This is a genomic window from Phyllobacterium pellucidum, from assembly GCF_013327855.1.
Classification (GTDB): domain Bacteria; phylum Pseudomonadota; class Alphaproteobacteria; order Rhizobiales; family Rhizobiaceae; genus Phyllobacterium; species Phyllobacterium pellucidum.
The window spans coordinates 43381-67108 of the sequence record NZ_JABUMX010000002.1 but is presented as its reverse complement, the minus strand read 5'-3'; the positions used below and the strand labels follow the sequence as shown (position 1 = coordinate 67108).

At 59.4% G+C, this 23728-nt stretch carries 26 protein-coding genes and 1 tRNA gene; 20 read left to right on the top strand and 7 right to left on the bottom strand.

From position 1 onward, the window contains the following. Nucleotides 1-48 precede the first annotated feature (48 nt). The 13 genes from HQ945_RS08150 (at nucleotide 49) to HQ945_RS08090 (ending at nucleotide 12196) form a co-directional block, all read left to right on the top strand. Nucleotides 49-2583, top strand: a complete 2535-nt coding sequence (locus HQ945_RS08150; RefSeq protein ID WP_162737187.1) for an SPOR domain-containing protein — start codon at nucleotides 49-51, stop codon at nucleotides 2581-2583. Nucleotides 2584-2659: 76 nt separating this feature from the next. Then, nucleotides 2660-3679 (top strand): beta-N-acetylhexosaminidase, encoded by a 1020-nt coding sequence (nagZ, locus tag HQ945_RS08145; protein ID WP_027231481.1) that lies wholly within the window; start codon nucleotides 2660-2662, stop codon nucleotides 3677-3679. A gap of 60 nt (nucleotides 3680-3739) precedes the next feature. Then, a complete protein-coding gene (locus tag HQ945_RS08140) occupies nucleotides 3740-4558 on the top strand; it encodes a segregation and condensation protein A (protein ID WP_425500648.1) in 819 nt (272 codons plus the stop codon). Nucleotides 4559-4592: 34 nt separating this feature from the next. After that, complete coding sequence (scpB, locus tag HQ945_RS08135; protein ID WP_244506643.1) at nucleotides 4593-5276, top strand: SMC-Scp complex subunit ScpB; 684 nt, start codon at nucleotides 4593-4595, stop codon at nucleotides 5274-5276. Between the two features lie 185 nt (nucleotides 5277-5461). Next, nucleotides 5462-5689 (top strand): twin-arginine translocase TatA/TatE family subunit, encoded by a 228-nt coding sequence (locus tag HQ945_RS08130; RefSeq protein ID WP_027231478.1) that lies wholly within the window; start codon nucleotides 5462-5464, stop codon nucleotides 5687-5689. A 58-nt stretch (nucleotides 5690-5747) separates the two neighbouring features. Further along, entirely contained in the window at nucleotides 5748-6365 is a 618-nt protein-coding gene (gene tatB, locus HQ945_RS08125; RefSeq protein WP_113280710.1) for a Sec-independent protein translocase protein TatB, read from the top strand. Then, a complete protein-coding gene (tatC, locus tag HQ945_RS08120) occupies nucleotides 6362-7186 on the top strand; it encodes a twin-arginine translocase subunit TatC (RefSeq protein WP_113280711.1) in 825 nt (274 codons plus the stop codon). The genes tatB and tatC overlap by 4 nt, the downstream gene beginning before the upstream one ends. A gap of 64 nt (nucleotides 7187-7250) precedes the next feature. Further along, nucleotides 7251-8534 (top strand): serine--tRNA ligase, encoded by a 1284-nt coding sequence (gene serS / locus HQ945_RS08115; RefSeq protein WP_113280712.1) that lies wholly within the window; start codon nucleotides 7251-7253, stop codon nucleotides 8532-8534. Between the two features lie 17 nt (nucleotides 8535-8551). After that, nucleotides 8552-9310: a 5'/3'-nucleotidase SurE gene (gene surE, locus HQ945_RS08110; RefSeq protein ID WP_091945896.1), complete on the top strand. Its 759-nt coding sequence runs from the start codon at nucleotides 8552-8554 to the stop codon at nucleotides 9308-9310. Then, the gene (locus HQ945_RS08105; protein ID WP_027231473.1) at nucleotides 9307-9960 is read left to right on the top strand and encodes a protein-L-isoaspartate(D-aspartate) O-methyltransferase; all 654 of its coding nucleotides are present in this window, start codon (nucleotides 9307-9309) and stop codon (nucleotides 9958-9960) included. Before surE ends, HQ945_RS08105 begins: the two co-directional genes overlap by 4 nt. A gap of 193 nt (nucleotides 9961-10153) precedes the next feature. After that, nucleotides 10154-11470 (top strand): M23 family metallopeptidase, encoded by a 1317-nt coding sequence (locus HQ945_RS08100; protein WP_113280713.1) that lies wholly within the window; start codon nucleotides 10154-10156, stop codon nucleotides 11468-11470. Between the two features lie 145 nt (nucleotides 11471-11615). Further along, a complete protein-coding gene (locus HQ945_RS08095; protein WP_113280714.1) occupies nucleotides 11616-11870 on the top strand; it encodes a type II toxin-antitoxin system HicA family toxin in 255 nt (84 codons plus the stop codon). Next, entirely contained in the window at nucleotides 11867-12196 is a 330-nt protein-coding gene (locus tag HQ945_RS08090) for a type II toxin-antitoxin system HicB family antitoxin (protein WP_091921725.1), read from the top strand. Before HQ945_RS08095 ends, HQ945_RS08090 begins: the two co-directional genes overlap by 4 nt. On the opposite strand, the gene HQ945_RS08085 is transcribed toward HQ945_RS08090, so the two are convergent. Next, entirely contained in the window at nucleotides 12197-13060 is an 864-nt protein-coding gene (locus HQ945_RS08085; protein WP_113280775.1) for an ATP-binding protein, read from the bottom strand. Between the two features lie 163 nt (nucleotides 13061-13223). On the opposite strand from HQ945_RS08085, the gene yajC reads away from it, so the two are divergent. From yajC to HQ945_RS08065, 4 genes are all read left to right on the top strand, one after another. Further along, nucleotides 13224-13559 carry a preprotein translocase subunit YajC gene (yajC, locus tag HQ945_RS08080; RefSeq protein ID WP_091921723.1) on the top strand — a complete coding sequence of 112 codons (336 nt, stop codon included), beginning with the start codon at nucleotides 13224-13226 and terminating at the stop codon, nucleotides 13557-13559. Between the two features lie 62 nt (nucleotides 13560-13621). Then, nucleotides 13622-15889: a protein translocase subunit SecD gene (secD, locus tag HQ945_RS08075; protein WP_113280715.1), complete on the top strand. Its 2268-nt coding sequence runs from the start codon at nucleotides 13622-13624 to the stop codon at nucleotides 15887-15889. A gap of 4 nt (nucleotides 15890-15893) precedes the next feature. Next, a complete protein-coding gene (locus HQ945_RS08070; RefSeq protein ID WP_027231466.1) occupies nucleotides 15894-16283 on the top strand; it encodes an Mth938-like domain-containing protein in 390 nt (129 codons plus the stop codon). Between the two features lie 12 nt (nucleotides 16284-16295). Beyond that, nucleotides 16296-17132: a phytoene/squalene synthase family protein gene (locus tag HQ945_RS08065; RefSeq protein WP_091921717.1), complete on the top strand. Its 837-nt coding sequence runs from the start codon at nucleotides 16296-16298 to the stop codon at nucleotides 17130-17132. A 134-nt stretch (nucleotides 17133-17266) separates the two neighbouring features. On the opposite strand, the gene trmFO is transcribed toward HQ945_RS08065, so the two are convergent. Both trmFO and HQ945_RS08055 read right to left on the bottom strand, forming a co-directional pair. Then, complete coding sequence (trmFO, locus tag HQ945_RS08060) at nucleotides 17267-18676, bottom strand: methylenetetrahydrofolate--tRNA-(uracil(54)-C(5))-methyltransferase (FADH(2)-oxidizing) TrmFO (RefSeq protein WP_113280716.1); 1410 nt, start codon at nucleotides 18674-18676, stop codon at nucleotides 17267-17269. A gap of 85 nt (nucleotides 18677-18761) precedes the next feature. Continuing rightward, entirely contained in the window at nucleotides 18762-19709 is a 948-nt protein-coding gene (locus HQ945_RS08055; protein ID WP_113280717.1) for an aldo/keto reductase, read from the bottom strand. Nucleotides 19710-19923: 214 nt separating this feature from the next. On the opposite strand from HQ945_RS08055, the gene HQ945_RS08050 reads away from it, so the two are divergent. After that, nucleotides 19924-20427, top strand: coding sequence for a hypothetical protein (locus HQ945_RS08050; protein WP_174207897.1), 504 nt, complete (start codon nucleotides 19924-19926; stop codon nucleotides 20425-20427). Nucleotides 20428-20586: 159 nt separating this feature from the next. Here the strand turns inward: HQ945_RS08050 and HQ945_RS08045 are convergent, their stop codons facing one another. Continuing rightward, complete coding sequence (locus tag HQ945_RS08045) at nucleotides 20587-20733, bottom strand: DUF1127 domain-containing protein (protein ID WP_081815883.1); 147 nt, start codon at nucleotides 20731-20733, stop codon at nucleotides 20587-20589. Between the two features lie 257 nt (nucleotides 20734-20990). Here HQ945_RS08045 and HQ945_RS08040 point away from each other — a divergent pair, with 257 nt between their 5' ends. Continuing rightward, nucleotides 20991-22103: a DUF2157 domain-containing protein gene (locus tag HQ945_RS08040; RefSeq protein WP_162737188.1), complete on the top strand. Its 1113-nt coding sequence runs from the start codon at nucleotides 20991-20993 to the stop codon at nucleotides 22101-22103. Further along, nucleotides 22100-22675: a GDYXXLXY domain-containing protein gene (locus HQ945_RS08035; protein WP_113280719.1), complete on the top strand. Its 576-nt coding sequence runs from the start codon at nucleotides 22100-22102 to the stop codon at nucleotides 22673-22675. Before HQ945_RS08040 ends, HQ945_RS08035 begins: the two co-directional genes overlap by 4 nt. Nucleotides 22676-22702: 27 nt before the next feature. Here HQ945_RS08035 and HQ945_RS08030 read toward each other — a convergent pair. From HQ945_RS08030 to HQ945_RS08020, 3 genes are all read right to left on the bottom strand, one after another. Then, nucleotides 22703-22785 (bottom strand) — tRNA-Leu (locus HQ945_RS08030). A gap of 160 nt (nucleotides 22786-22945) precedes the next feature. Continuing rightward, nucleotides 22946-23125, bottom strand: a complete 180-nt coding sequence (locus tag HQ945_RS08025; protein ID WP_027231459.1) for a hypothetical protein — start codon at nucleotides 23123-23125, stop codon at nucleotides 22946-22948. Nucleotides 23126-23250: 125 nt separating this feature from the next. After that, nucleotides 23251-23697, bottom strand: a complete 447-nt coding sequence (locus HQ945_RS08020) for a pyridoxamine 5'-phosphate oxidase family protein (protein WP_113280720.1) — start codon at nucleotides 23695-23697, stop codon at nucleotides 23251-23253. Nucleotides 23698-23728: the final 31 nt, after the last annotated feature.

The following is a 23728-nucleotide window of genomic DNA, read 5'->3' as shown; positions in this document are numbered from 1 at the left end:
ATGCGAGACGTTTGCGGACGTCCCACAGTTGAGTACAGGATTAACGCTATGGCGGACAATATTATTCAGCGTTCTCACCGGCAGGACGATTCGCGATTCGGCAATGACGATCCTTTGATGGAGCTTTCCCGTATCATGGGAACGCCCGATGAAGGGCATGATGCCGCGTCGAACGACGCCTTTGCCTTGGACCTCGAACGCGAACTCATGGGAGGCTTCGACGAGCCTGCGCCCGTGCAGTCCGCCGCGAAAGTTCCTGATCACCAGCAGCAGGCGGATGACGATCGCCATGCGGTCGACGATTTTCAGGAAGCCATAGAGCGCGAACTCGCGGGCGATCCGAATTACGGCCATCATGAAGCGGCGTCAGGACCCCTCGCAGCCTATGCCGAACCGGACTATGCCGATTACGAGCCCGACCTTTCTTATGCGGACAATGAGGCAGGCGAGGGCCGTTCGGTGGTCGATGCGCCATCGATGAGCCTCGAAGACGAACTTGAGAACCTTCTCGCTGGATCGCCGCAACCCGTGGTGCAGCGTTCGGCAACTGCCTCCTGGGGTTATGGATCGCAGGCGCAGATGACCGGCCGTGCGGAGCATCCCGCCCCGTCGATTGCTCGGGCGATGTCCTATCAGCAGCCGGCCGCTCACCAGCCAGCCCCGGAGCCTGCCGTTTACAGTGCGCCCGAACCGGTCGCCTACAACGCGCCGGAACCGACGCAGCAGAGCTACGAAGCCACCGATGAGCAGCCCCAAGCCGCTGAGGACGAGTTCGACTCTGAGGCATTGATGGCGGCGTTCGACGATTTCGACGTTTCGGCCGAGGCCGAGGAAGAAGTTGCCGAGAGCCAGCCGGTATTCCCGCTCTATCAGGCTGTCGAGCCGGCTGCAGAAGTGGCCCCCGTCCGCGAGCAGATCGAAGTTCCGGTAGCGATGCCGGTCGCGAGCGCTCCGAAGCTTCCCGAAGTTCACGATCTGCATGACTACGCCGATGAACTCGACCGGGCCGCATCGGCGATCGATGCCGCCCCTGACGTCGACACGATCTCGGTAACGGAAAATCGCGTCGATTTCACCGAAGCGCTCGACCTGCCGGAAGTGCACTACGAGGACGATGCTCCCGAACATCATGCGCTCGGCGAGCTCGAGAGTGAATTTGCCGAAGTCTTCGGATCGATCGAGGCCGAAGAGGTGCGTTCGAGCCAGTCAGTCGCTGAGGAACCTGCGGCGAAAGCCGAGCCCGAAGAAGACGAATATGCCGACATCTTTGCCGATGTGTTTGGCAACAAGGCGGAGCAGGGCCAGTATAGTGCGGCTGGTTATGCGGCCGCCGCTGGTGTCGCCGCCATGGGTGCGGCAGCCGCCGGTGCCCGCCAGCATCAAACGCCGGCCTATGGTCCCGAGGACGACAATGACTTCGGCTACGATCCGCGCCGCGACAATGTCGATATCGCCGCAACGCCTTACGGCGAAAAGCAGGCGAAGCGCTGCAGCAGCCTGTTTGTGCCGGGTGTGGCCGCTGCCGTGGTGCTCGTCGCCGTCGCGGGCGCCGTTGCCTATAAATGGACCGGCGGTGCGGGCGGTGACCCGGTCGTGATCATGGCCGACAAGACGCCGATCAAGGTTCAACCCGAGACGACCAGTACTGCAATCGTGCCCAATCAGGACAAGGCAGTCTACGATAAGGATGCAACGGCTGCACCGACGGCGCCGAAGCAGGATCAGCTCGTGACCACGCGTGAAGATCCGGTCGATCTGGCCGCCGATGAAGATGCCGAGGACCCGGCGACCGACAAGGTCGATGCACGGGTCGATCCGGCCGAGCAGGATATCGCCGCCAACGATCAGCAGCCGGCGGCCAATACGAATACGCTGGCGCCGCGCAAGGTCCAGACCATGGTCGTCAAGCCGGACGGAACGATGGTTGCATCCATCCCGCAGAATGATCAGGCGCTCAGCAGCGGTCCAGCCGCTGCCCCGGTCGATCGTCCGGCGGCTGCAGCTGTAGCGAACGACGCTCCGACCGCGTCGCAGATGGCCGATACCTCGGGTGACGATGCCATTGGCGATCTGGTCGAGAGCAATGATGCACCTGCCGCCCCGGCGCAGGCCGCTGCATCGGAGCCGGCAAAGCCCGCCAAGGCACCCGTCGCCGCAAAAGTTGCGCCGAAGGCGGTTGAGACCAAGAAGATCACGCAGGAAACGGTCGCCTCCGTATCGGCGGCGCCTCGGAATGCACCGGTTGTCGATCGCCCCGCCGATCAGCCGGTCGACATCGTCGACCGCGTGCCACCAAAGAATGCCGCAGGACAGCAGGTCGCCTCTGCTGCCCCGGCAGCGGGCAGCTACCTGATCCAGATCGCATCGCAGCCAAACGTCGAGGGCGCGCAGAAGACCTACGCATCGCTCTCGCAGAAATATGCGGGTGTGATCGGCGGTCGCGGCGTTGATATCAAACAGGCCGAGATTGCCGGCAAGGGCACGTTCTTCCGGGTACGCATCCCGGCAGGATCCAAGGCTGACGCGATCAATCTGTGCACGAAATACAAGTCTGCCGGTGGCAGTTGCTTCGTCACGCAGTGATCGGCACTACAACGAATGAGACAAGGCGGCTCCGGCCGCCTTTTCCTTTTTTGGATTGAGGAAGTAGACTTCTCGCATGAGCGAATCAAAAGCATGGATTGCCGGCACTGCCGGTTTGAAACTGACCCCAGACGAAATTGCGTTTTTCCGCGACGAACGCCCGTGGGGTTTTATTCTCTTCGCCCGCAACGTCAGCGAACCGGCGCAGATCGAGGATCTGTGCGCGCACTTGCGCGATCTCGTCGATCGCGAGGATGCGCTCGTGCTGATTGATCAGGAGGGCGGGCGCGTGCAGCGCCTGCGTCCACCGCTGGCGCCCAACTATCCTTCCGGTTCGGCTCTCGGAGCGCTTTATCGCGAGAATGAGGAAGAGGGGCTGCGCGCTGCCTGGCTTTTGTCACGCCTGCACGCCTTCGACCTTCTGAAACGCGGGATCGATGTTGACTGCCTGCCTGTACTCGATGTTCCGGTCGAGGGCGCAAACGAGGTCATCGGCAGCCGTGCCTATGGCAAGGAGCCTGAGATCGTCACGGCAATGGGCCGCGCCGCAGCGGACGGACTGATCGCCGGCGGCATGTTGCCGGTTATGAAGCACATGCCGGGCCACGGCCGCGCGTTTGCCGATACGCATCATGAGCTGCCGACAGTAACGACACCATTCGATGCGTTGGCCGAGCATGATTTCGCCCCGTTCCGCGCTCTTGCGGATTTGCCGATGGCGATGAGCGCGCATGTGATCTTCTCCGCCATAGACCCGAAGAATCCGGCGACGACCTCGGGAAAGGTTGTCGAAGAGGTTATACGTGGCCATATTGGCTTCGACGGGCTGCTGATGAGCGACGACATCTCCATGAACGCACTTTCTGGGGATTATTTCGACCGCACCAAAGCAATCTTTGCCGCCGGACTCGATATCGTGCTTCATTGCCATGGCATCATGGATCAGATGCGGGCAGTTGCATCGTGTACGCCGGAGCTCGAAGGCAAGGCATTCGAGCGCGCAAAGCGGGCAATTGAATACAGGAAGCAGCCGGATACCTCGAATGAGGAGGAACTCCGGGAAGAATTCCAGCGCTATTTCGAGGCGGTGGCATAGAAGCGTGAGAGACTTTTGGCAGCGACGGAACAGAAGCTAAACGGCAATAACGGGGTGCCCATGGAGGCGCTTTGGGAAAGTCCGTCCGATCGCGGCGTCAGTGAACCCTTGCTTGTCATTGATATCAAGGGCTTCGAAGGCCCGCTTGATCTGTTGCTGCATCTGGCGCGCAACCAGCGCGTCGATCTTGCGCGCATTTCCGTGCTCGCACTCGTCGAACAATATCTCGTCTTCATTCGCCAGGCGCAGGCTTTGCGGCTTGAGCTTGCGGCCGATTATCTCGTCATGGCCGCCTGGCTTGCCTATCTGAAATCCAAGCTGCTGATCCCCAAGTCGCCGGGCGATGACGGCGAAAGCGGCGAGGAACTGGCTGCAACCCTGCAGTTCCGGCTGAAGCGCCTCGAAGCGATGCGCGATGCGGCGATGAAGCTCGTCAATCGCCCGCGGCTCGGGCGCGATATCTTTGCGCGCGGCATGCCCGAAGCGGTCATAGTTGACCAGACCAACACTTATGCCGCGACGCTCTACGAGCTTTTGACGGCCTATGCCTCGCAACGGCAGAAGCAGGCAGTGTCGCAGGTGCAGATCGCCCGGCGCAGTGTCTGGTCGCTGAAGGATGCCCGAGAAATCCTCATGCGCCTTGTCGGCGAAATGAAGGACTGGACCGCTCTCGACCAATATCTCCTGGAATTTATCGTCTCGCCGGCAGAACGAGCAACCGCAATCGCGAGTTCCTTTGCGGCAAGCCTTGAAATGGTGCGCGAAGGCCATCTTGAAATTCGCCAGACCGGCGCCTTCAATCCGATCTATCTGCGCAATCGGCAGACCAAGGCGACCGAGCCTTATTTCGAGCCGATGGAGGATGTGGTCAATGGCTGACAACATTCACGATACGCTGGAAGACGACGAAATCATGGAGCCGGGCGCGAACTGGACAGCGCGGATCGGGGTTTCCGAGGCGCTGCGCATGGTGGAAGCGATCCTGTTTGCGTCCGCTGAACCAGTGACCGAGAAGGCGTTGCAGGAGCGGCTGCCATCCGGCGTCGATGTTCCGGCACTCCTCGGCGAGCTTCAGGAGTTCTACGCAAAGCGCGGTATCAACCTGCGTCAGGTCGGCGGCGCCTGGGCGTTTCGGACCGCGGCTGATCTCGCCTTCCTGATGAACCGCGAGGCGGTGCAGCAGAAAAAGCTGTCGCGGGCGGCGCTCGAAGTCTTGGCTATTATTGCCTACCACCAGCCGGTGACGCGAGCGGAGCTCGAAGACATTCGCGGCGTTGAAACGTCGAAGGGAACGCTCGACGTTCTCATGGAAACAGGTTGGATAAAATTCCGCGGCCGCAGACGCACGCCGGGGCGGCCGATCACCTATGGCACTACGGCGTCATTCCTTGATCATTTCGGCCTGCAAGAGGTGCGCGATCTGCCGGGCATCGATGAACTGCGCGGGGCAGGCTTGTTGTCGGCGCGCATGCCGGCAAATTTCGCCGTGCCCGTTCCGACCAATGATCCGGATGAGCTGACCGAGGATGAGGATCCGCTGACGGACATCGATCTTGAGGAGCTTGGTCTTTTGACGCCGCGCGTCGAACATGATTGAGACAAGCTTTGGACTTAAGGATAATGTGGCCTAAACAACCCGTCACGCAAGATTTTGTGCGGGTTTTAAACTTGGGCCTTGCGCGTCGCTTACATGAATGTGAAAGAGCAAGCAGCTCTAGTGTTTGAAAAGCACGGGGAAAAGGCATAGATCAGCCCGAACCATTGGGCGAATGTGAGGAAATTATGGGTAGTTTTTCAATTTGGCACTGGCTTATCGTGCTTGCAGTCGTGCTTCTTCTGTTCGGTCGCGGCAAAATTCCGGAACTGATGGGCGATGTTGCCAAGGGCATCAAGAACTTCAAAAGCGGCATGAGCGATGAAGACGAAGCAACGGCCGACGGCTCGAAGACGATCGACAACCAGACTGGCCAGCCGGTGAACTCGGTCAAGGAAAAGACGACCAAGTCTTGATCGGCAATGATTAGCCTCGTCATGGGCGCGGCGGATTTGCCGCGCTGGAGCATGTTGAATGTTTGAAGTCGGTTGGTCGGAAATCCTGGTTATCGTGATCGTCCTGATCGTGGTGGTCGGTCCGAAGGATTTGCCGAAGATGATACGCGCCTTTGGCAAGGCAACAGCGAAATTTCGTGCAACGGCCGGAGAATTCCGCCGCCAGTTCGACGAGGCGCTCAAGGAAGCGGAGCTTGACGATGTCCGCGACATCATCAACGACGCTAAAAGCCTCGATCCGCGCAGCGATATCCGCAAGGTTTTCGATCCGGTAAGGACGATGGGCGAGGATATTCGCTCAAGTCTCAAGGACGTGGCTGCGTCAGCCAAGGATAACGTTGCCATTCCCGATCCGAGCGCGCCCGGCGCAGCACAGCTTCAGCCGCAGGTGATGGAACCATTGCCGGCAGCGACGCAGGCCGCCGCCTCGACTGTCGCCGAGCCCAAGACTGAATCGCCGGCAAAGAAACCGGCTGTGCGGAAGTCAAAGCCGGCGGCGCCCAAGGCAACTGAAGTGAAGGCCGCACCCGCCAAGACCGCCGCTTCCAAGGCTCCGGTAGCCAAAGCTGCCAAGGCGCCCGCAAAGACAACGGCCAAGCCGCGCGCCAAGACTGGCGATACGGGGAAACAATCTTGAACAAGTCCGACGACGAAATCGACAAGAGCTCAGCGCCTCTGATCGAGCACCTCATTGAATTGCGCCGGCGTCTGATCTGGGCGCTCGTTGCGTTTTTCGTCGCATTCCTCGGCTGTTTCCACTATGGCAAGCAGCTCTTCAATCTTCTCGTTATTCCTTATCAATGGGCCGTGGGCTGGGCGGGTTTCGATCCGGCCAAGGCGCAGCTGATTTATACCGCGCCGCAGGAATTTTTCTTTACGCAGGTGAAGATCGCCATGTTCGGTGGCATCGTCCTGGCATTCCCGGTGATCGCCTCACAGATCTACAAATTCGTCGCGCCTGGCCTTTACCGCAATGAGCGCATGGCATTCCTGCCGTTTCTCGTTGCGTCACCGATCCTCTTCCTCATGGGCGGGGCCCTCGTTTATTTCTTCTTCACACCGATGGTGATGTGGTTCTTCCTCGCCATGCAGCAGCAAGGCGTCGCAGGTGAAGTGCAGATCTCGCTCCTGCCGAAGGTTTCCGAGTATCTCAGCCTGATCATGACGCTGATTTTCGCGTTCGGCCTGGTGTTCCAGCTTCCGGTCGTCGCGACGTTGCTGGCCCGCGTCGGTCTGGTTGGCTATGACGGCATGAAGTCGAAGCGCAAATACGCCATCGTCATCGCCTTCATCGTTGCCGCCGTGATTACGCCGCCGGATCCGGTCAGCCAGATCGGTCTTGCGCTCCCGACGATCATTCTCTACGAGATTTCCATCTGGATGGTGCGTCTGGTCGAGAGGAAGCGTGCAGCGGCCGAAGCCGAAGCGCAATCGGGCTCAAGCGAAGTCTCCTCCTGACACTCTCCGATTTCGCCGGGTCTTCGGGCCCATTTTACCACGCATCCAAGACGGCTTTACTCCCATGCTCGACATCAAATGGATCCGCGAGAATCCGCAAGCGCTTGACGCAGCTCTGGCCAAACGAGGCAACGAGCCGGCGTCATCCCGCCTGATCGAGCTCGACGAGAAGCGCCGCCAGCATATCGGCAAACTGCAGGAGGCGCAGGAGCGCCGCAACGCCGCGTCCAAGGAAATCGGCAAGGCCATGGGCGCCAAGGACCAGGCGACTGCGGATCGGCTGAAGGCCGAGGTCGCCGAAATCAAGCTCTTCCTGCAGTCGGCCGAAGAGGAAGAGCGTCAGCTCGACCGTGCGCTGACCGATGCGCTCTCAGTACTGCCTAACATTCCGCTCGACAGCGTGCCGGTCGGCAAGGACGAGTCCGATAATGTCGAGGTTCACCGCATAGGGCAGCTGAAGAACTTCGCCTTCGAGCCGAAGGAGCATTTCGAGATCGGCGAACAGCTCGGCTACATGGATTTCGAACGCGCCGCGCGTCTTTCCGGCAGCCGTTTCACGGTGCTGAAAAGCCAGCTTGCACGGCTCGAGCGGGCGCTCGGACAGTTCATGCTGGACCTGCACACGCAAGAGCACGGCTACATGGAAGTGAGCCCGCCGCTCCTCGTCAATGACGAGGTTCTGTACGGGACGGGCCAATTGCCGAAATTCGCCGAAGATTTGTTCCAGACGACCGAAGGCCGCTACCTCATCCCGACCGCCGAAGTGCCGCTGACAAATCTTGTACGCGAGGAAATCCTCGACATGCGCGACCTGCCGCTGCGCATGACGGCACTGACCGCGTGCTTCCGTTCGGAAGCCGGGTCGGCCGGGCGCGATACCCGGGGCATGCTGCGCCAGCACCAGTTCATGAAGGTCGAGTTGGTGTCGATCACCGATGCTGATCGTTCGATCGAGGAACATGAGCGCATGACATCCTGCGCCGAGGAGGTGCTGAAGCGTCTCGATCTGTCGTTCCGCACCGTGACGCTGTGCACGGGCGACATGGGCTTTGGCGCGCAGAAAACCTATGACATCGAGGTCTGGCTGCCGGGGCAGAAGAGCTACCGCGAAATTTCGAGCTGCTCTGTCTGCGGCGATTTCCAGGCCCGTCGCATGAATGCGCGCTACCGGCCGGAAGGGGAGAAGTCGACGCGCTTCGTCCATACGCTGAATGGTTCCGGTGTCGCGGTCGGCCGCGCGCTTATCGCGGTTGTCGAAAATTACCAGAATGAGGACGGCAGCGTTACGGTTCCTCAAGCACTCGTGCCCTATATGGGTGGGCTGACACGAATCGAAAGAGCCGTTTAACAGGCAAGGATAGGGCAATGCGCATACTACTGACCAACGATGATGGAATTCATGCGGAAGGTCTGAGTGTGCTCGAAGGCATTGCCCGAAGCCTCTCGGACGATATTTGGGTGATCGCGCCGGAAACCGACCAGAGCGGTCTTGCGCACTCGCTGACGCTCTCCAATCCGCTGCGCTTGCGCAGGATCGACGAGCGGCACTTTGCATTGCGCGGCACGCCGACGGATTGTGTGATCATGGGCGTGAAGCACCTGATGCCGGAGCCGCCTGACCTTATCCTCTCGGGCGTCAATGCGGGATCGAATACCGCCGATGACGTCACCTATTCGGGAACCATCGCCGGTGCCATCGAAGGCACGCTGCTCGGCATCAGGTCGATTGCGCTGTCGCAGGAATATGGGCTTGAGGGCGACGCCCGGGTGCTGCCCTGGGACGTCGTGGCGGCGCACGCGCCGGATCTGTTGAAGAAGTTGCTCGGCGTCGAATTGCCGAAGGGCGTCCTTATCAATCTCAATTTCCCGAACTGCAACGCCGGCGCTGTCGCCGGGACGCGGGTCACCGTGCAGGGCAAGCTTTCCCATGGCCTCGCCATCGAAGAGCGTCATGACGGTCGTGGTCTGCCCTACTACTGGCTGCGCTACGGGCGGGGCAAGGATGTGCCGGCCGAAAACAGTGATGTCGCGGCGATCCGCAAGAATTTTATCTCGATAACGCCCCTCCAGCTCGACCTCACCGCGCACGAAACGCGTGCGGCGCTGGAGGATGCCTTCGCATGAAGCCTGCATTGTCCGAACGGGAGGGGTTTGCCGCGTTCGTTTTGCGCATGCGCTCGCTCGGCAATACCGACCAACGCCTGCTCGGTGCCTTCGAGGCGACGCCGCGCATGGCGTTCGTCAATGGCAATCTTGGTACTCTGGCCTATGGCCAGGGGATGCTGCCAATCGAGTGCGGCGAGTTCATGGAAGGGCTCGACCTTCAGGCGCAGCTCATCAAGTCGCTTGATCTCGAGCCGACCCACCGCGTGCTGGAAGTTGGTACCGGTACTGGCTTCACGGCCGCCGTCATGGCGCGCCTTGCGGGCCGTGTCCTGTCGCTGGAGCGCTACAAAACGCTTGCCGAGCTTGCCCAGCAACGGCTGCAAGCGCTGAAGATCGAGAACACCTTCGTCAAACATGCCGACGGCAGGCACGGCCTTGCCAATGACGGCCCGTTTGACCGGATCATTGTCTGGGGCTCGTTCGAGAGCCTGCCGCGCCAGTTCGTCGACCTCTTGTCGTCGAACGGCGTGATGATCGCGCCGATCGGCGCGCTTGAGGGTAGGCAGGTCATGGCCCGCCTTTCGAAGATCGGCAGCCGTTTCGAGCGCCAGGACATGATGCCGGTGCGTTTCCTGCCGCTTCTCGAAGGCCTATCCGCCGCGCTCTGATCTACGTAATCAACTACGTGCACTCGGCGCAGCTCGTAGCGCCCCCGCGTAGCTATCTCTAAGCCGACGAAGGGCAACCCTTTACGGGTTTGGTGAATTTTTCGCAAATTTTATGAGCACTTTAACCGTCGGGTAACATTAACACGATCTAATGGCGTCAATAAACTTGTATTGAGTACGGGCGGGACATGCGATGCGTTTGAGTACATTAGACAAAGCGTCACGGCGGCTGGCTCTAAATGCCGCTATTCTTACGGTTGCTGGATTGGCTGCAGGTTGCAGCTCAGGCGTGCAGCGCTTCACCAGCGCCGATTTCAGCTCCGGCTACAGCGATAACCAGCGCTCCGTCATGGCGCAGAACAACGGCCCGCAGCCCTATACGCCGCCGGTCGATTCGACGCAGACCGCTTCGGTCGGCAGCGGAAAAGTTCAGCGCGGCAACCTGCCGCCGGTTGGCGCAGCCAGTGCGTCGGCCTTGCCGCCCGTATCGTCGCAGCCCTCGCGTCCTGCGCTTGCTCCGGTTGCCAGCGCTCCGGCGCGCAGCCAGCAGATGGCATCCGCTGAACCGGTCCAGCCCATGCGGGCGGCACCGCTTGGCTCCAGCACAAACACTTTGAAGACCCCCGACGGACGTGAAGCACGCATGCCTGCCCAGCCAGCCCATAATTCTGCCAACAACGTTGCCGTAATGCCGCAAGCGCCGCAGGTAAAGGCAACGCAGCCCAACGCTACGTCTGCAAAGACGCCGGCTAATAATAACGGTGCCTATACGGTGCAGAGCGGCGATACGCTGCATGCGATCTCGCGCAAGACCGGCGCCAATGTCGAGGCCATCAAGCAGGCCAACAACATGACCGACGGTACTGTCCGTATCGGCCAGTCGCTGATCATTCCGCCTTCCAGCGGTTCGCTTGCGCAGAATGTCGCCAATAACATGAAGTCGAAGGGCGCGGTCGACCAGGTCAAGACCGCATCGACGCCGCCCGCCGAACAGCCCAAGGTTGTCGCCAACGCCGCGCCGACTGCAGCAACTCCGGCCAATGCCCAGCCTGACGGCCAGGCCAAGCCGTATACACCGCCGCAGGAGAGCGAGAAGGTCATCGACGATGCGGAGAAGGACGTGGCCGCAGCACCATCGGCGACCGGCGTCACCGGCATGCGCTGGCCGGTGCGTGGACGTGTCGTCGCCAATTACGGGAAGGGTAGCGATGGCATCGATATCTCCGTACCCGAAGGCACGCCGATCAAGGCCGCCGAGAACGGCGTCGTCATTTACTCGGGCGACGGCTTGAAGGAGTTTGGCAATACCGTGCTCGTGCGCCACGACAACGGCCTTGTCACCGTCTACGGCAATGCCAGCAAGCTCAATGTCCAGCGCGGACAGAAGGTCAAGCGCGGCGAGGAACTCGGCAAGTCGGGCATGACCGGCAACGCCACCCAGCCGAAATTGCACTTCGAGGTGCGCAAGAACTCGACGCCGGTTGATCCGTCGAAATATCTCGAATCCTGATCAGGCTTCGACCGCGAGCTCAGAAGCCTTTATGTAATTTGGCCCCCGAAAGTTGGATATCAACCTTCGGGGGTTTTGCATTTTAGATTGACGATTGTGCTAGCATTCAATGCTTGCAAGTAATATATTTTAAAGAGGCATTTTGATGAATAGCAGGCATAGGCGAACCCTGCTCGCTGTCTTTTCTGACCCGGTCGCTGGCTCGATAGCATGGTCGGATATCGAAAGCTTGCTGGTCAGCGTCGGGGCACGGACGATCGAGGGTCGTGGCTCGCGTGTCAAATTTGAAAAGGATGGTGAACTGGAAAGCTTTCACAGGCCCCATCCCACCAAGGAAGCAAAGCGCTATCAAGTCGGCGCCGCCCGGGCCTTTCTGGAAAGAATTGGAATCGAACCATGAACGTCATGCACTACAAGAATTATACTGCGCGGGTAGAGTATGACGACGAAGATGAAATATTTTTCGGCAAAATCGCGGATATAAGCGACGGCGTCGGCTTTCATGCCGATACAGTCGTCGACCTTAAAGCGGCTTTTCATGAAGCGGTGGATGACTATATCGAGGCTTGCGCCAAGATCGGCAAGGAGCCGCAGAAGCCCTACTCGGGCAAGATGATGTTTCGGGTGAAGCCCGAAGTTCATCGCCGCGCAGTCCTGGCTGCAGAACGGGCCGGGAAAAGCCTCAACCAATGGGCCGAAGAGGCTTTGGACAAGGCGGCGAGCTGACTACAGCTTCTTCCCAAGCCGCCCAGCGAGATCCTGAGTGAACTGCCAGGCGACACGCCCCGAGCGCGAGCCGCGCGTCGTTGACCATTCCAGGGCGTCGGCATGGAGCTCGCCCTTTTCGACGCCAAGGTCAAAATGCGCGGCGTAGCCGTCGATCATGGCCAGATAATCGTCCTGGCTGCACTTGTGAAATCCGAGCCACAGGCCGAAACGGTCGGAAAGGGACACTTTTTCCTCCACCGCTTCCGACGGATTGATCGCCGTCGAGCGCTCGTTTTCGATCATGTCGCGCGGCAAGAGGTGCCGCCGGTTGGATGTCGCGTAAAAGATGACATTGTCCGGCCGGCCCTCGACACCGCCTTCGAGCGCAGCTTTCAGCGACTTGTAGGACGTATCGTCATGGTCGAAGGAAAGGTCATCGCAGAACAGGATAAACCGGTAGTCGGTGTCCTTGATCGCCGCCATGAGGGCAGGGAGGCTGTCAATGTCCTCACGGTGGATCTCGACAAGCTTTAGGGGCGCGCCATTATCGCCCGCTGCAGCATTGATCGAGGCGTGTACCGCTTTGACCAGCGAGGATTTGCCCATGCCGCGCGCGCCCCACAGGAGCACATTGTTGGCCTGGAAGCCTTCGGCAAAACGCTTGGTGTTGTCGAAAAGGATATCGCGGACAGTGTCGACGCCGCGGATCAGCGAGATATCGACGCGATTGACCCTGGTTACTGGATCGAAGCAGAGATGGTCCGGATTCCAGACGAAACAGTCGGCGCTATCGAGGTCGACTGCCTGCGGCTCAGGCGGCGCCATTCGCTCCAGCACCTTAATCAAGCGGTCAAGTTTATCCGTCAGCAATTCCCGCGACATTCCCATCCAGCCTTTGCTTTACCTGCGCACCTGCAACTATCATGTTGACGATAAATCGAAAAGCCGCCCTCACGGTTTTGTACGGTTGCTTTTGCCAACGCAAACATTGTATTGCGCAGGCTCAGGTATAATCAAAATATGTCTTCTCTGGAGGTTTGTCTCAATGTTCGTAACTCCTGCATATGCACAGGCCGCCGGCGGCGCACCGGAAATGCTCATGAGCATTCTGCCATTCATCCTCATCTTCGTGATCATGTACTTCCTCATCATCCGTCCGCAGCGCACGGCGGCGAAGAAGCGCGAGGAACAACTGAAGGCAATTCGCCGCGGCGACACGATCGTCACCGGCGGCGGTTTCATCGCCAAGGTCGTGAAGGTGTATGAGGATACGGGCGAACTCGATGTCGAGATCGGCGATGGCGTCAAGGCACGGGTGTTGCGCGGCATGGTCGCCGATGTACGGGTCAAGGGCGAACCGGTTGCCGATAACAAGAAATAAGGCATAGTTACGGGGCGGCCACGGAGCCGCCCTGTTGATTCTATGCCGAAGGTTATTGCCGAATGCTCTATTTCAGCCGCTGGAAGACCGTACTCATTTGGGCCGTTGTTCTGGCAGCCGTCATATTGGCTCTTCCCAATCTGTTCACGCAGGATCAACTGGTAAAGCTGCCGGACTGGCTGCCCAAGAAGCAGCTTGCCCTCGGGCTTGATCTCGAAGGCGGATCGCGCATCGGCCTGCAGGTCGACAAGGACCATCTCCCCGATACGGATGCGACGATGGCGGTGCTGACACGGCGCCTGAGCGAACTCGGCTATACAAATCCGAATGTCGAGGGCCAGCGCAACGGGCGTATCCTTGTCGAGGTGCCGGGCCTCTACGATTCGCAGCTCCTCAAGGACATTTTGAGCCTGACAGGCGAACTCACCTTCCAGATGGTGGATTCGTCGATGCCGGCTCAGAAGGCAGTCGATGGCACACCGCCGGAAGGCGATGAGGTCGTCTATTCCTTCGACGATCCGCCGGTTCCATATCTCGTCAAGACCGAGCCGCTCGTTTCGAACAAGAATTTTGTCGACGCGCAGGCCGGTATCGACACAGCGTCACAGGAGCCTGTGGTGACGTTCCGGCTCGACAGCATCGGCGCCGATCGCTTCTCCAAGGCGACGAAGGCCAATGTCGGGCAATCCTTTGCGATCGTCCTGGACAATCAGGTTCTGTCGGCGCCGGTGATCAGCGAGGCCATTCCCGGCAATACCGGCCAGATTACCGGCAACTTCGACCTCTCCGGCGCGAGCAATCTTGCGCTTGTCATGCGTGCGGGCGCCTTGCCGACCGATGTTACCGTGATCGAAGAGCGCACCATCGGTACCGACCTTGGCGCTGCAGCAGTATCATCCGGCAAGATTGCGGCCCTGATCGGCGCAGCGCTCGTTATCCTGTTCATGTTGCTGACCTATGGCTTCCTCGGCGTCATCGCCAGCGTTGCGCTGGTCGTCAATGTCCTCCTGATCCTTGCAGTGCTGACGCTCTTCGGCGCACCGCTGACCCTTGCCGGCGTTGCCGGTATCGTCCTGACGATCGGCATGGCGGTGGATTCGAACGTCCTTATTTATGAACGCATCCGTGAAGACCGGCGGGCGGGCTTTTCAGTCATCCAGGCCATCGACTCCGGGTTTTCCCGGGCGCTCGCGACAATTGTCGATGCCAACGTGACCACGCTGATTGCAGCGCTCGTACTGTTTATTCTCGGCAGCGGCCCCGTGCACGGCTTCGCCCTCACGGTGACGATCGGCATCGTTACGACGCTGTTCACGACATTTACATTGACCAGGTGGCTCATATCGATCTGGGTGCAACGCTCGAAGCCAAAGGAAGTGCCTGGCGCACCGCTCAAGCTCGTGCCGAACAACACCAGAATCCCGTTCATGAAATTGCGCGGCCTGACCCTCGGTTTCTCGGCGCTTTCGAGCATTGCCGCCATCGTCCTCTTTGCCGTTGTCGGCATGAACTTCGGCATCGATTTCAAGGGCGGTACGCTGGTCGAAATCCAGTCGCGGCAAGGGCCAATCGACCTTGACGATGTTTATAGCCGACTCGATGATCTGAACATCGGCGAGGTCAAAATCGAACCGTTCAAGTCGGACGACCGCGCCTTGATAACGGTTGGAAGCCAGGGCGAGGGCGAGAATGCCGAGCAGACCGTCGGCGTAAAGATCCGCGGCGAACTGCAGGACGACTACGATTTCCGCCGTGTCGATGTCATCGGCCCGTCCGTATCGAGTGGATTGTCGCAGGCGGGTGTGCTCGCCGTGGTCCTGTCGCTCGTCGCCATCCTGGCCTATGTCTGGTTCCGCTTCGAGTGGCATTTTGCTCTCGGCGCTATCCTTGCCACGATCCACGACGTCGTGCTCATCGTCGGCATGTTCGTTATCTTCCAGATGGAATTCAATCTCTGGAGCATCGCGGCGCTTCTTGCCATCGTCGGCTACTCGCTCAACGATACGGTGGTGATTTATGATCGTGTCCGCGAAAACCTCAGGCGCCATGGCAATACCATGTCGCTGTCGGCCGTTCTCGATGCATCGATCAATCAAACCTTGTCGCGCACTATCCTGACTTCACTTGCTACCTTCCTCGCACTCCTTATGCTTTACATCTATGGCGGCGATGACGTGCGTTCCTTCGCGCTGACCATTGCCGTCGGCATCATTGTTGCGACCTATTCATCGATCTTCGTGGCCGGTCCACTATTGATGTTGTTCGGGCTCAAGGGCCGCGACGTTGTCGATGACACCACGAGGGTGGCGTCCGAGCAGAACGGAGTTTAGGGACTTGGCCAAGGGCATTGAAATCCGGGACGCCCATTTTCCGGGGCGCGCGCCGATCGATGCCTATGGCAATGGCGGATTTCGCTTTGCCGACATGTCCCATCGTGGCTCGATCCTGTGTCTTCCATCAGGCATTCATGGCTGGGAGCCGAAAACACCGCCGATCGTGATGGCTGCCGATCTGTCGCTCGTGATCGAGCAGGCGGATGACATCGAGATCCTCTTGGTAGGCACCGGCACGGAGCTGCGCCGGCTGCCGCAGGAACTGCGCGACGCCTTGCGCAAATACCGCATTTCCGCCGATCCCATGAGCACGGGCGCGGCAGTGCGCACCTATAATGTCTTGCTGGCCGAAGATCGGGCGGTGGCGGCTGCCTTGATCGCCGTCGATTAAGGCGGCATCTCGATGAACGCCAATGAAACCTACTGCATGCAGTTCCTGCGCGATGCGGACCCTGATCGCCATGTCTCGATCCTTTATGCCCCCGAGGACAAGCGCGGCGCGCTGGCGTCGATTTATGCCTTCAATGCGGAGATCGCTCGCATTCGCGACCTGATCCACGATCCCTTGCCCGGCGAAGTACGGCTGCAATGGTGGCGCGATCTGATCAACGGCACCGAACATGGCGCGGTCTCGGCGAATCCGGTGGCCGCCGCGCTCCTCGACACGATCAAGACGCACGACCTGCCGCGGCAGGCTTTCGACAATTATTGCGAGGCCCGGATTTTCGACCTTTATGACGACCCGATGCCCAGCCGCAATGATCTTGAAGGCTATTGCGGCGAGACCGCGTCGGCCTTGATCCAGTTGGCATCGCTGGTGCTCGATGAGGATGCCGCTCTGAAGCACGCGGATACGGCGGGACATGCTGGCGTTGCGCAGGCGATTTCCGGCCTGCTGCGGCTCCTGCCCCTGCACAGGCGGCGCGGCCAGATTTATATCCCGGCCGATATTCTGACAGCGGTCGGCTGCAGCCCGCAGAATCTCCTCGATGGTTCTGATGGAGAAGCGATTGCGCGTGCAGTCGCTGCCATGATAGCGCTTGCGACTGACCATCTGGCAAAGTTTGAAGCTGGAGCGAAGGAGCTGCGCGTCAGCCTGCGTCCTGCCTATCTCCCGGCGCGCCTTACGCGTATCTATCTGAAAAAGCTGAAGGCAAAGGGCGCTGATGCTGCGAACGAAGTTGCCGATATCACGCCGCTGCGCCGGCAGTGGGCGATGCTGAAGGCTTCCGTCAGTTAACATGGACAAGGCTGATCGGGGTCGCAGTTATCCCCCTCTGCACTGCCGGGCATCCCCCCGCAAGCGGAAAGATGGGCGGCAGCCCAGAGTCGTGAGCACCCTTGAGGAACGCAACTCCGAAGTGAAGTAGCTTGCTACTCCGCAGCCTCGGCAATCGCCGGCAATCCGAGCCAGGTGCGACAATCGGCGAGGGCGCGGGCGCTCATGGCGCGCTTCTTGGCATTGGATTTTTCCTTGCCGCGCAGGCGTTTGCCTTCCGACTTCGGTGCCTCGATAGGCGGGAAGAGCCCGTAATTGACGTTCATGGGCTGGAAGGAGCGCTTTCCTGGTTCCTCATCGGTGACAATATGGCCGCCGGTAATGTGGCCGAGGAGCGCCCCAAATGCCGACGTGGCCGGCGGCGGCGTAACGGCTTGGCCCAGTCGTTCGGCGGCGGCAAACCGGCCGGCGAGCAGACCAATCGCGGCCGATTCTACATATCCCTCGCAGCCGGTGATCTGACCGGCAAAGCGCAGTCCTGGCCGGCTTTTCAATTGCAGCGTCGGATCGAGGAGTGTGGGCGAATTCAGGTAGGTATTGCGGTGCAGGCCGCCGAGGCGCGCGAACTCGGCGTTTTCGAGTCCGGGGATCATGCGGAATATTTCAGTCTGCGCTCCATATTTCAGCTTCGTCTGGAAGCCGACCATGTTGTAGAGCGTGCCAAGCGCATTATCCTGGCGCAGTTGAACGACTGCATAAGCCTTGACGGTCGGATTGTGCGCATTGGTGAGCCCCATGGGCTTCATCGGACCGTGACGCAGCGTCTCCGGCCCGCGTTCGGCCATGATTTCGATGGGCAGGCAGCCGTCGAAATAGGGCGTGCCCTCCCACTGCTTGAATTCCGTCTTGTCGCCGGCAATCAGGGCCTGCACGAAGGCCTCGTATTGCTCCTTGGTCATCGGGCAGTTGATGTAATCCTTGCCGGTGCCGCCCGGTCCAACCTTGTCGTAGCGCGACTGGAACCAGCAGACGTTCATGTCGATCGAATCGAAATGCACGATCGGAGCAATCGCATCGAAAAAGGCGAGGGCGTCGGCGCTGGTCTCACGGCCGATGGCCTCGGCAAGCGAAGGAGCCGTCAGCGGTCCGGTCGCTATGATTGCTTTATCCCACTCTGCTGGCGGCAGGCCGGTAATCTCCTCGCGCACGATGGTGATGAGCGGATGCGCTTCGAGGATTGCGGTGACCTTGTCGGAAAAACCGTCGCGATCGACGGCAAGGGCGCTGCCGGCCGGCACCTGGTGGGCGTCTGCCGCGGCCATGATCAGCGAATTGGCAAGCCGCATTTCGGCGTGAAGCACGCCGACCGCATTGGTCTCGGGATCGTCGGAACGGAACGAATTGGAGCAGACCAACTCGGCCAGTCCTTCGGTCTTATGGGCATCCGTGCCGCGCACAGGGCGCATTTCATGCAGGATGACAGGCACACCGGCTTGCGCCAGTTGCCATGAAGCTTCGGAACCGGCGAGACCGCCGCCAATGATGTGTACAGGTTTGATGGACATGGCTTTCCAATAAACGCTTTGACCGCCCGCATCAATGTGCAAAAGCCGCCGCACGGCGCAATGCGGCGGCTTTCGATCCAAGCGATCAGGCGCTGGCCTTGTCGAGTTGGGTAACGTCTTCGGCACTCAGGTTGAGCGAAGCCGCCTTGATCAGGCTGTCCAACTGTTCAAGGGACGTCGCGCTGGCAATCGGGGCGGTAACGCCTTCGCGCTGCATGATCCAGGCGAGGGCGATTTCCGCGGGCTTCGCCTTGTGCTTGGCGGCAATATCGTCAAGCGCGGCAAGAATGCGGAATCCACGCGGATTGAGATAATCCTTGATGCCGCCGCCGCGCGCGCTTTTGCCAAGGTCGGCTTCGCTGCGATACTTGCCGGACAGAAAGCCGCGTGCGAGGCTGAAATAGGTGATGACGCCGATATGTTCGGCCATGCAGAGATCGCGCAGCGGTCCGTCATAGCTCTTGCGGTCGTAGAGATTATACTCCGGCTGCAGCACATCGTAGCGCGGCAGGCCAGTTTCCCTGGATACGTCGAGTGCGGCACGCAGTTGCTGGGCATCGAGATTAGATGCGCCGATTGACTTGACCTTGCCCGCCTTCAGGAGTTCCGCGTGGGCGCCGAGGGTCTCCTCGTAGGGTGTTTCCGGATCCGGCCAGTGCGAAAGATAGAGATCGATCGCATCTACCTGCAGCCGGCGCAAGGAAGCCTCAGCCGCCCTGGCGATATAGGCAGCCGAAAGGTCCTTCTTGCCCTGTCCCATGTCGGAGCCGACTTTGGTGATAATGACAATTTTGTCGCGATTTTTGCGCGATTTCATCCATTCGCCGATGATGGTTTCGGATTCGCCGCCTTCATTGCCGGACACCCAGCGCGAATAGGCATCGGCCGTATCGACAGCGTTGAAGCCGGCATCGACGAAGCGATCAAGCAGGTCGAAGGATGTCTTCTTGTCTGCGGTCCAGCCAAAGACATTCCCGCCAAAGACGAGCGGGGCGATGGAAAGGCCGGTTCGGCCGAGACGGCGTTGTTGCATGATCATTCTCCGATTGGGTGAGGTGCGCCAGGGGTGATTTAGGGTGCGGCGCCGGCGGTTGCCAGGTGAGGATTTCCGGGAGCAACCATATTATGCAAATCTGTTGGGCTTCGGTGAAAACAATTGTTAGTGTTGGCGCATGCAAACAAAAGTTTTAAATAAACTCGTCTTCTGTTTTCTTTTTCTCATTCTTTGCAGTCCCGCATCCATCGCCATGGCGCAGACATTCAGCGTTTGCCACGGTTATGGCTGCTATTTTAAGACCAATGTAACGCTGACCGGCACCGACCGTTCCCGCATTGCCTCCATCATGGCGTCCGGCCGCAAATCGCCGGAGGGCGAGCGCGCGGCGGTTCGCCGGGCGGTTCAAGTATTCGAACAACGCAATACGCAGGTGATTGGCGTCGTCGACCGGCCGAAGATGGACTTTGGCAAGGGACGCGAGCGCGGCCAGATGGATTGCGTGGACGAATCCACGAATACCGATCACTTCCTGCACTATCTGCAGGGTGCAGGCCTGTTGCAGTTCCACACCGTTGCCCGGCGGGATTCGCGCGGAAGCTTTTTCGACGGGCGCTATCCACACTTCACTGCTGTTCTGAAGGACCGCAGCGGTACGCTTTGGGCAGTCGATTCCTGGTATGAGCCGGGAGGCGGCGCTCCAGACGTCATGACGCTCGCAGAATGGAAAAGCAGGGGATATGGCGGCGTCCGCTAGGGCTCAATAGGCTGGAGGCGGCCTGAAACAACAACACCCACCGCGGGAGGAGGTGCGGTGGGTGTCGTTTGATAAAGGCCGATCAGGGAGGCGGAGTATCGGCCTTTGATCGCGGGGGCTTCGGGAGGAGGATAAGCCCCGGCGATATTCTCTATGCGATTAGCGAATTGCGGACTTCTTGGCGACGTACGGGATGTCCGAACGGGCAATGCCGAGATCGCTGAGTTCGCGGGACGACAGGCGGTTCAGTTCGGAAACCGTGTCGCGATAACGACGCCAGTTGCTGTAGGAGCGGATAAGGTTCATTTCAATCACCACTTCGGTTGTTGTTTGCTTGATCACTCTTGATCGTTGAGTGGAAGATAGTGCACGGCCCCTGAAAGTTGCAGAGCCAAGTTTGCAGATCAGCTATGCAATTGCTGCATTGCAACATTAATCGATGTTAATTGTTGCGGCGCACAAATGTCGTGATTGTGGCGCTGCGAGCACGCAGGGATCGCCATAGGAGGATGACCGCCACCTCGCTATACTAAAGACTCGTTGCAGCGATTCAGGAGCAGACCTTGGCGATAACCATTGGCGTGAAGAAACACATTGCGCGCTGGCAGCGGGACGGTCTGATCGATGAGACGACGGCCGAACGCTTGCGCAAGGACATGGACGGCAGGGGACACGGTCTCGGGCTTGGAGGCGTCCTTGCGGTTCTCGGCGCAGTTTTGCTGGGCGCAGCCATCGTCTCCCTCGTCGCGGCCAACTGGGAACTCATGCCGCGCCTTGTTCGGCTCGGACTGATCATATCGGTGATCGGCGCCGGCTATATCGGCGGCGCCTGGCGGGCAAGCCTGGGCGACAGGATATTCAGCGAAGCGCTCTACCTGATCGCCGCCATCACATTCGGTGCCGGTATCGGTCTCGTTGGCCAAATGTACCACCTCTCGGGAGACACCACCGATGCGGCGCTTCTTTGGGTGGCGGGCACGATGGTGGCGGCCCTCCTACTGCGATCAAAGGTACTGACGTCCACGAGCGTCGCAATTACCGGCTTCTACCTGTTCACTTCGCTCGAACCATCGATTCCAGACCACTGGAACTACATCTGGCTGGTGCCTGTACTTGCAATCACCTGCGCGGGACTTGTCTGGTGGACGAAGGCGAAGCAGGCGCGACATTTCATTGCCATTCTCCTCATCGCCTATGTCTTCGTGGTCCGGTTCGATCTGGACGACCAGGCAATCCTTTGGATCGCGGCCGTTCTCGGCGCGGCACTCTTCCTCGCGGATGCACTGCGGAGCAGGGCGACCCAGCAGCTGACCGGCTGGAGCGAGGCCATCGGCGGATATGGCTTCATCATGCTGGTCATCGCCCTCATCTTCTTCCAGTTCGACGAATTCAGCGAAGGAGTTGCCAATCAGGTTGCCATCGGCTTTGCGATTTTGGGATGCTCCGTCGCGGGCCTCGCCTTTTCGGGGCACCGGAACCTTACGGTGCGCTGGGTTTCCTACACTGTCTTTTCGCTTGAGGTGCTGTACCTGGCGTTCAAGACGATCGGTACATTGATAGGCACCGCGGGCTTCTTCCTGACTGCCGGCATCCTCGTCTTGTTGCTGGCGGCCTTCGTCGTCAGAATGGAGCGAAGACTTCAAAGAAAGAATCCGAAAAAGGAAGCAACGGCATGATCCTGAAGGTAAATCGCCTGATCCTGCTCGGCGCCGTTGTGGCAATTTTACAGTCCGGAGCCCTCTACGCCATGGTCGCACAGCGGGCGTCGATCCTGCGCAGCGGCACCAATATCACGCTGCTTACCGAGCCGGTCGATCCACATGATTTCCTGCGCGGCGACTATGTCACACTTGGTTACGGCATCGCGACAATAGAGGCTAACAAGGTGACTGGGACGCCGCCGACGTCAACCGGGTTCGCCGATATCTATGTAGCGTTGAAGCAGGCGGATGACGGTGCTTGGGGCATAAGCAGCGCCTCGTGGCAAAAGCGCGAGGATCTGGCGCCCGGTGAAATACAGCTGCGCGGCCGCACCTCCGGTTACGCCAATGCCGCGATCTATCACGATCTTCACATCCAATACGGGATCGAGCGCTATTATGTGCCGGAGGGGGAAGGACGTGTGATCGAAGACCAGCAGCGGGAACGCAGGATTGAGGCTGTCATCGCGGTTTCGCCGTCGGGAGATGCGCAAATTCGCGCTCTGAAAAATAACGGAGAAGTTCTCTACGAGGAGCCGATCTACTGAAGATCGCAACTATGCGTCAAGCGCCAGTGGTGCGGATGGAGGGACTCGAACCCCCACGGTCTCCCGCCAGAACCTAAATCTGGTGCGTCTACCAATTTCGCCACATCCGCAGATGGAGGCGTTACCGCACCCCAAGCGCCGGTCTCTATAGCATCGTGATTTCTGCCGTCAAAGGAAAAAGGGGTTGTTCCAAAAGAAGATTAGCGAGCCGGGACCATGCGAGGCATGGCCCGCCGATACGGACTTGGGCTGGACAGTATAGGTACGCGCCTACTTGGCGGATGGCCGGCTCTTCGTAATCGAAAAAGCCCCCTTGGAGCGCTTCAAAACGTCCGACAAGCGTTCAGGATTGAATTTTGGCTTTGGCGTCGCCTGCCGAATCGTATCGATGAGATGATCCGAAGCAGTTGGCATCCTGCGCACGAAATGCTGATTGGACGTTCCGCCCATGGTGGTGCTCCTTTTGATTGGTCCCTCAATTATACAACGTCTAAGGGGTATCGTTGGTTGCACCAGTTCGCAGGCCAGGATCACATTCTTCTACCTTATGGAAAAGGGGAATGTGCGAACTTCGTCTAACGCTCCTTGACCGCCTTATGGCCGGTCGTTTCTGTTATAGCGATGCGGAAGTAAACCGGGGCAAGCGGGCGTTCCTGTTCGCGAATGACTGTCTTCACGTAGCCGGGCTCCCACCATTCGGCCTTCTTGTTCAAGAGATCATGGGCCATGTTGCGCTCGTCGCCATGTTCCTTTGTGATCTCCTCGAACCTGCCGGTAACGACCACGCTCTTCCAGCTATTGGTCGAATCGATCTCGTCGAACTCGACGCAGACCTTGTTGTTCTCGCGCATCCACTCGATTTTTCGCCCAACAGTGGTGAAGGAATAGAGGTAGACGGAATTGTAGACGAAGCGAAGCGGGACGATGTAAGGCTGATCATCCTTGGCGCAGGCGAGCCGGCCGATGCTGGCCCGGGTCAGCAGTTCCTTGATTTCCTGCCGCGACATTTCGGTAATAATCATCTCTCGCTCCGCATGAATGATAAGTCAGCGC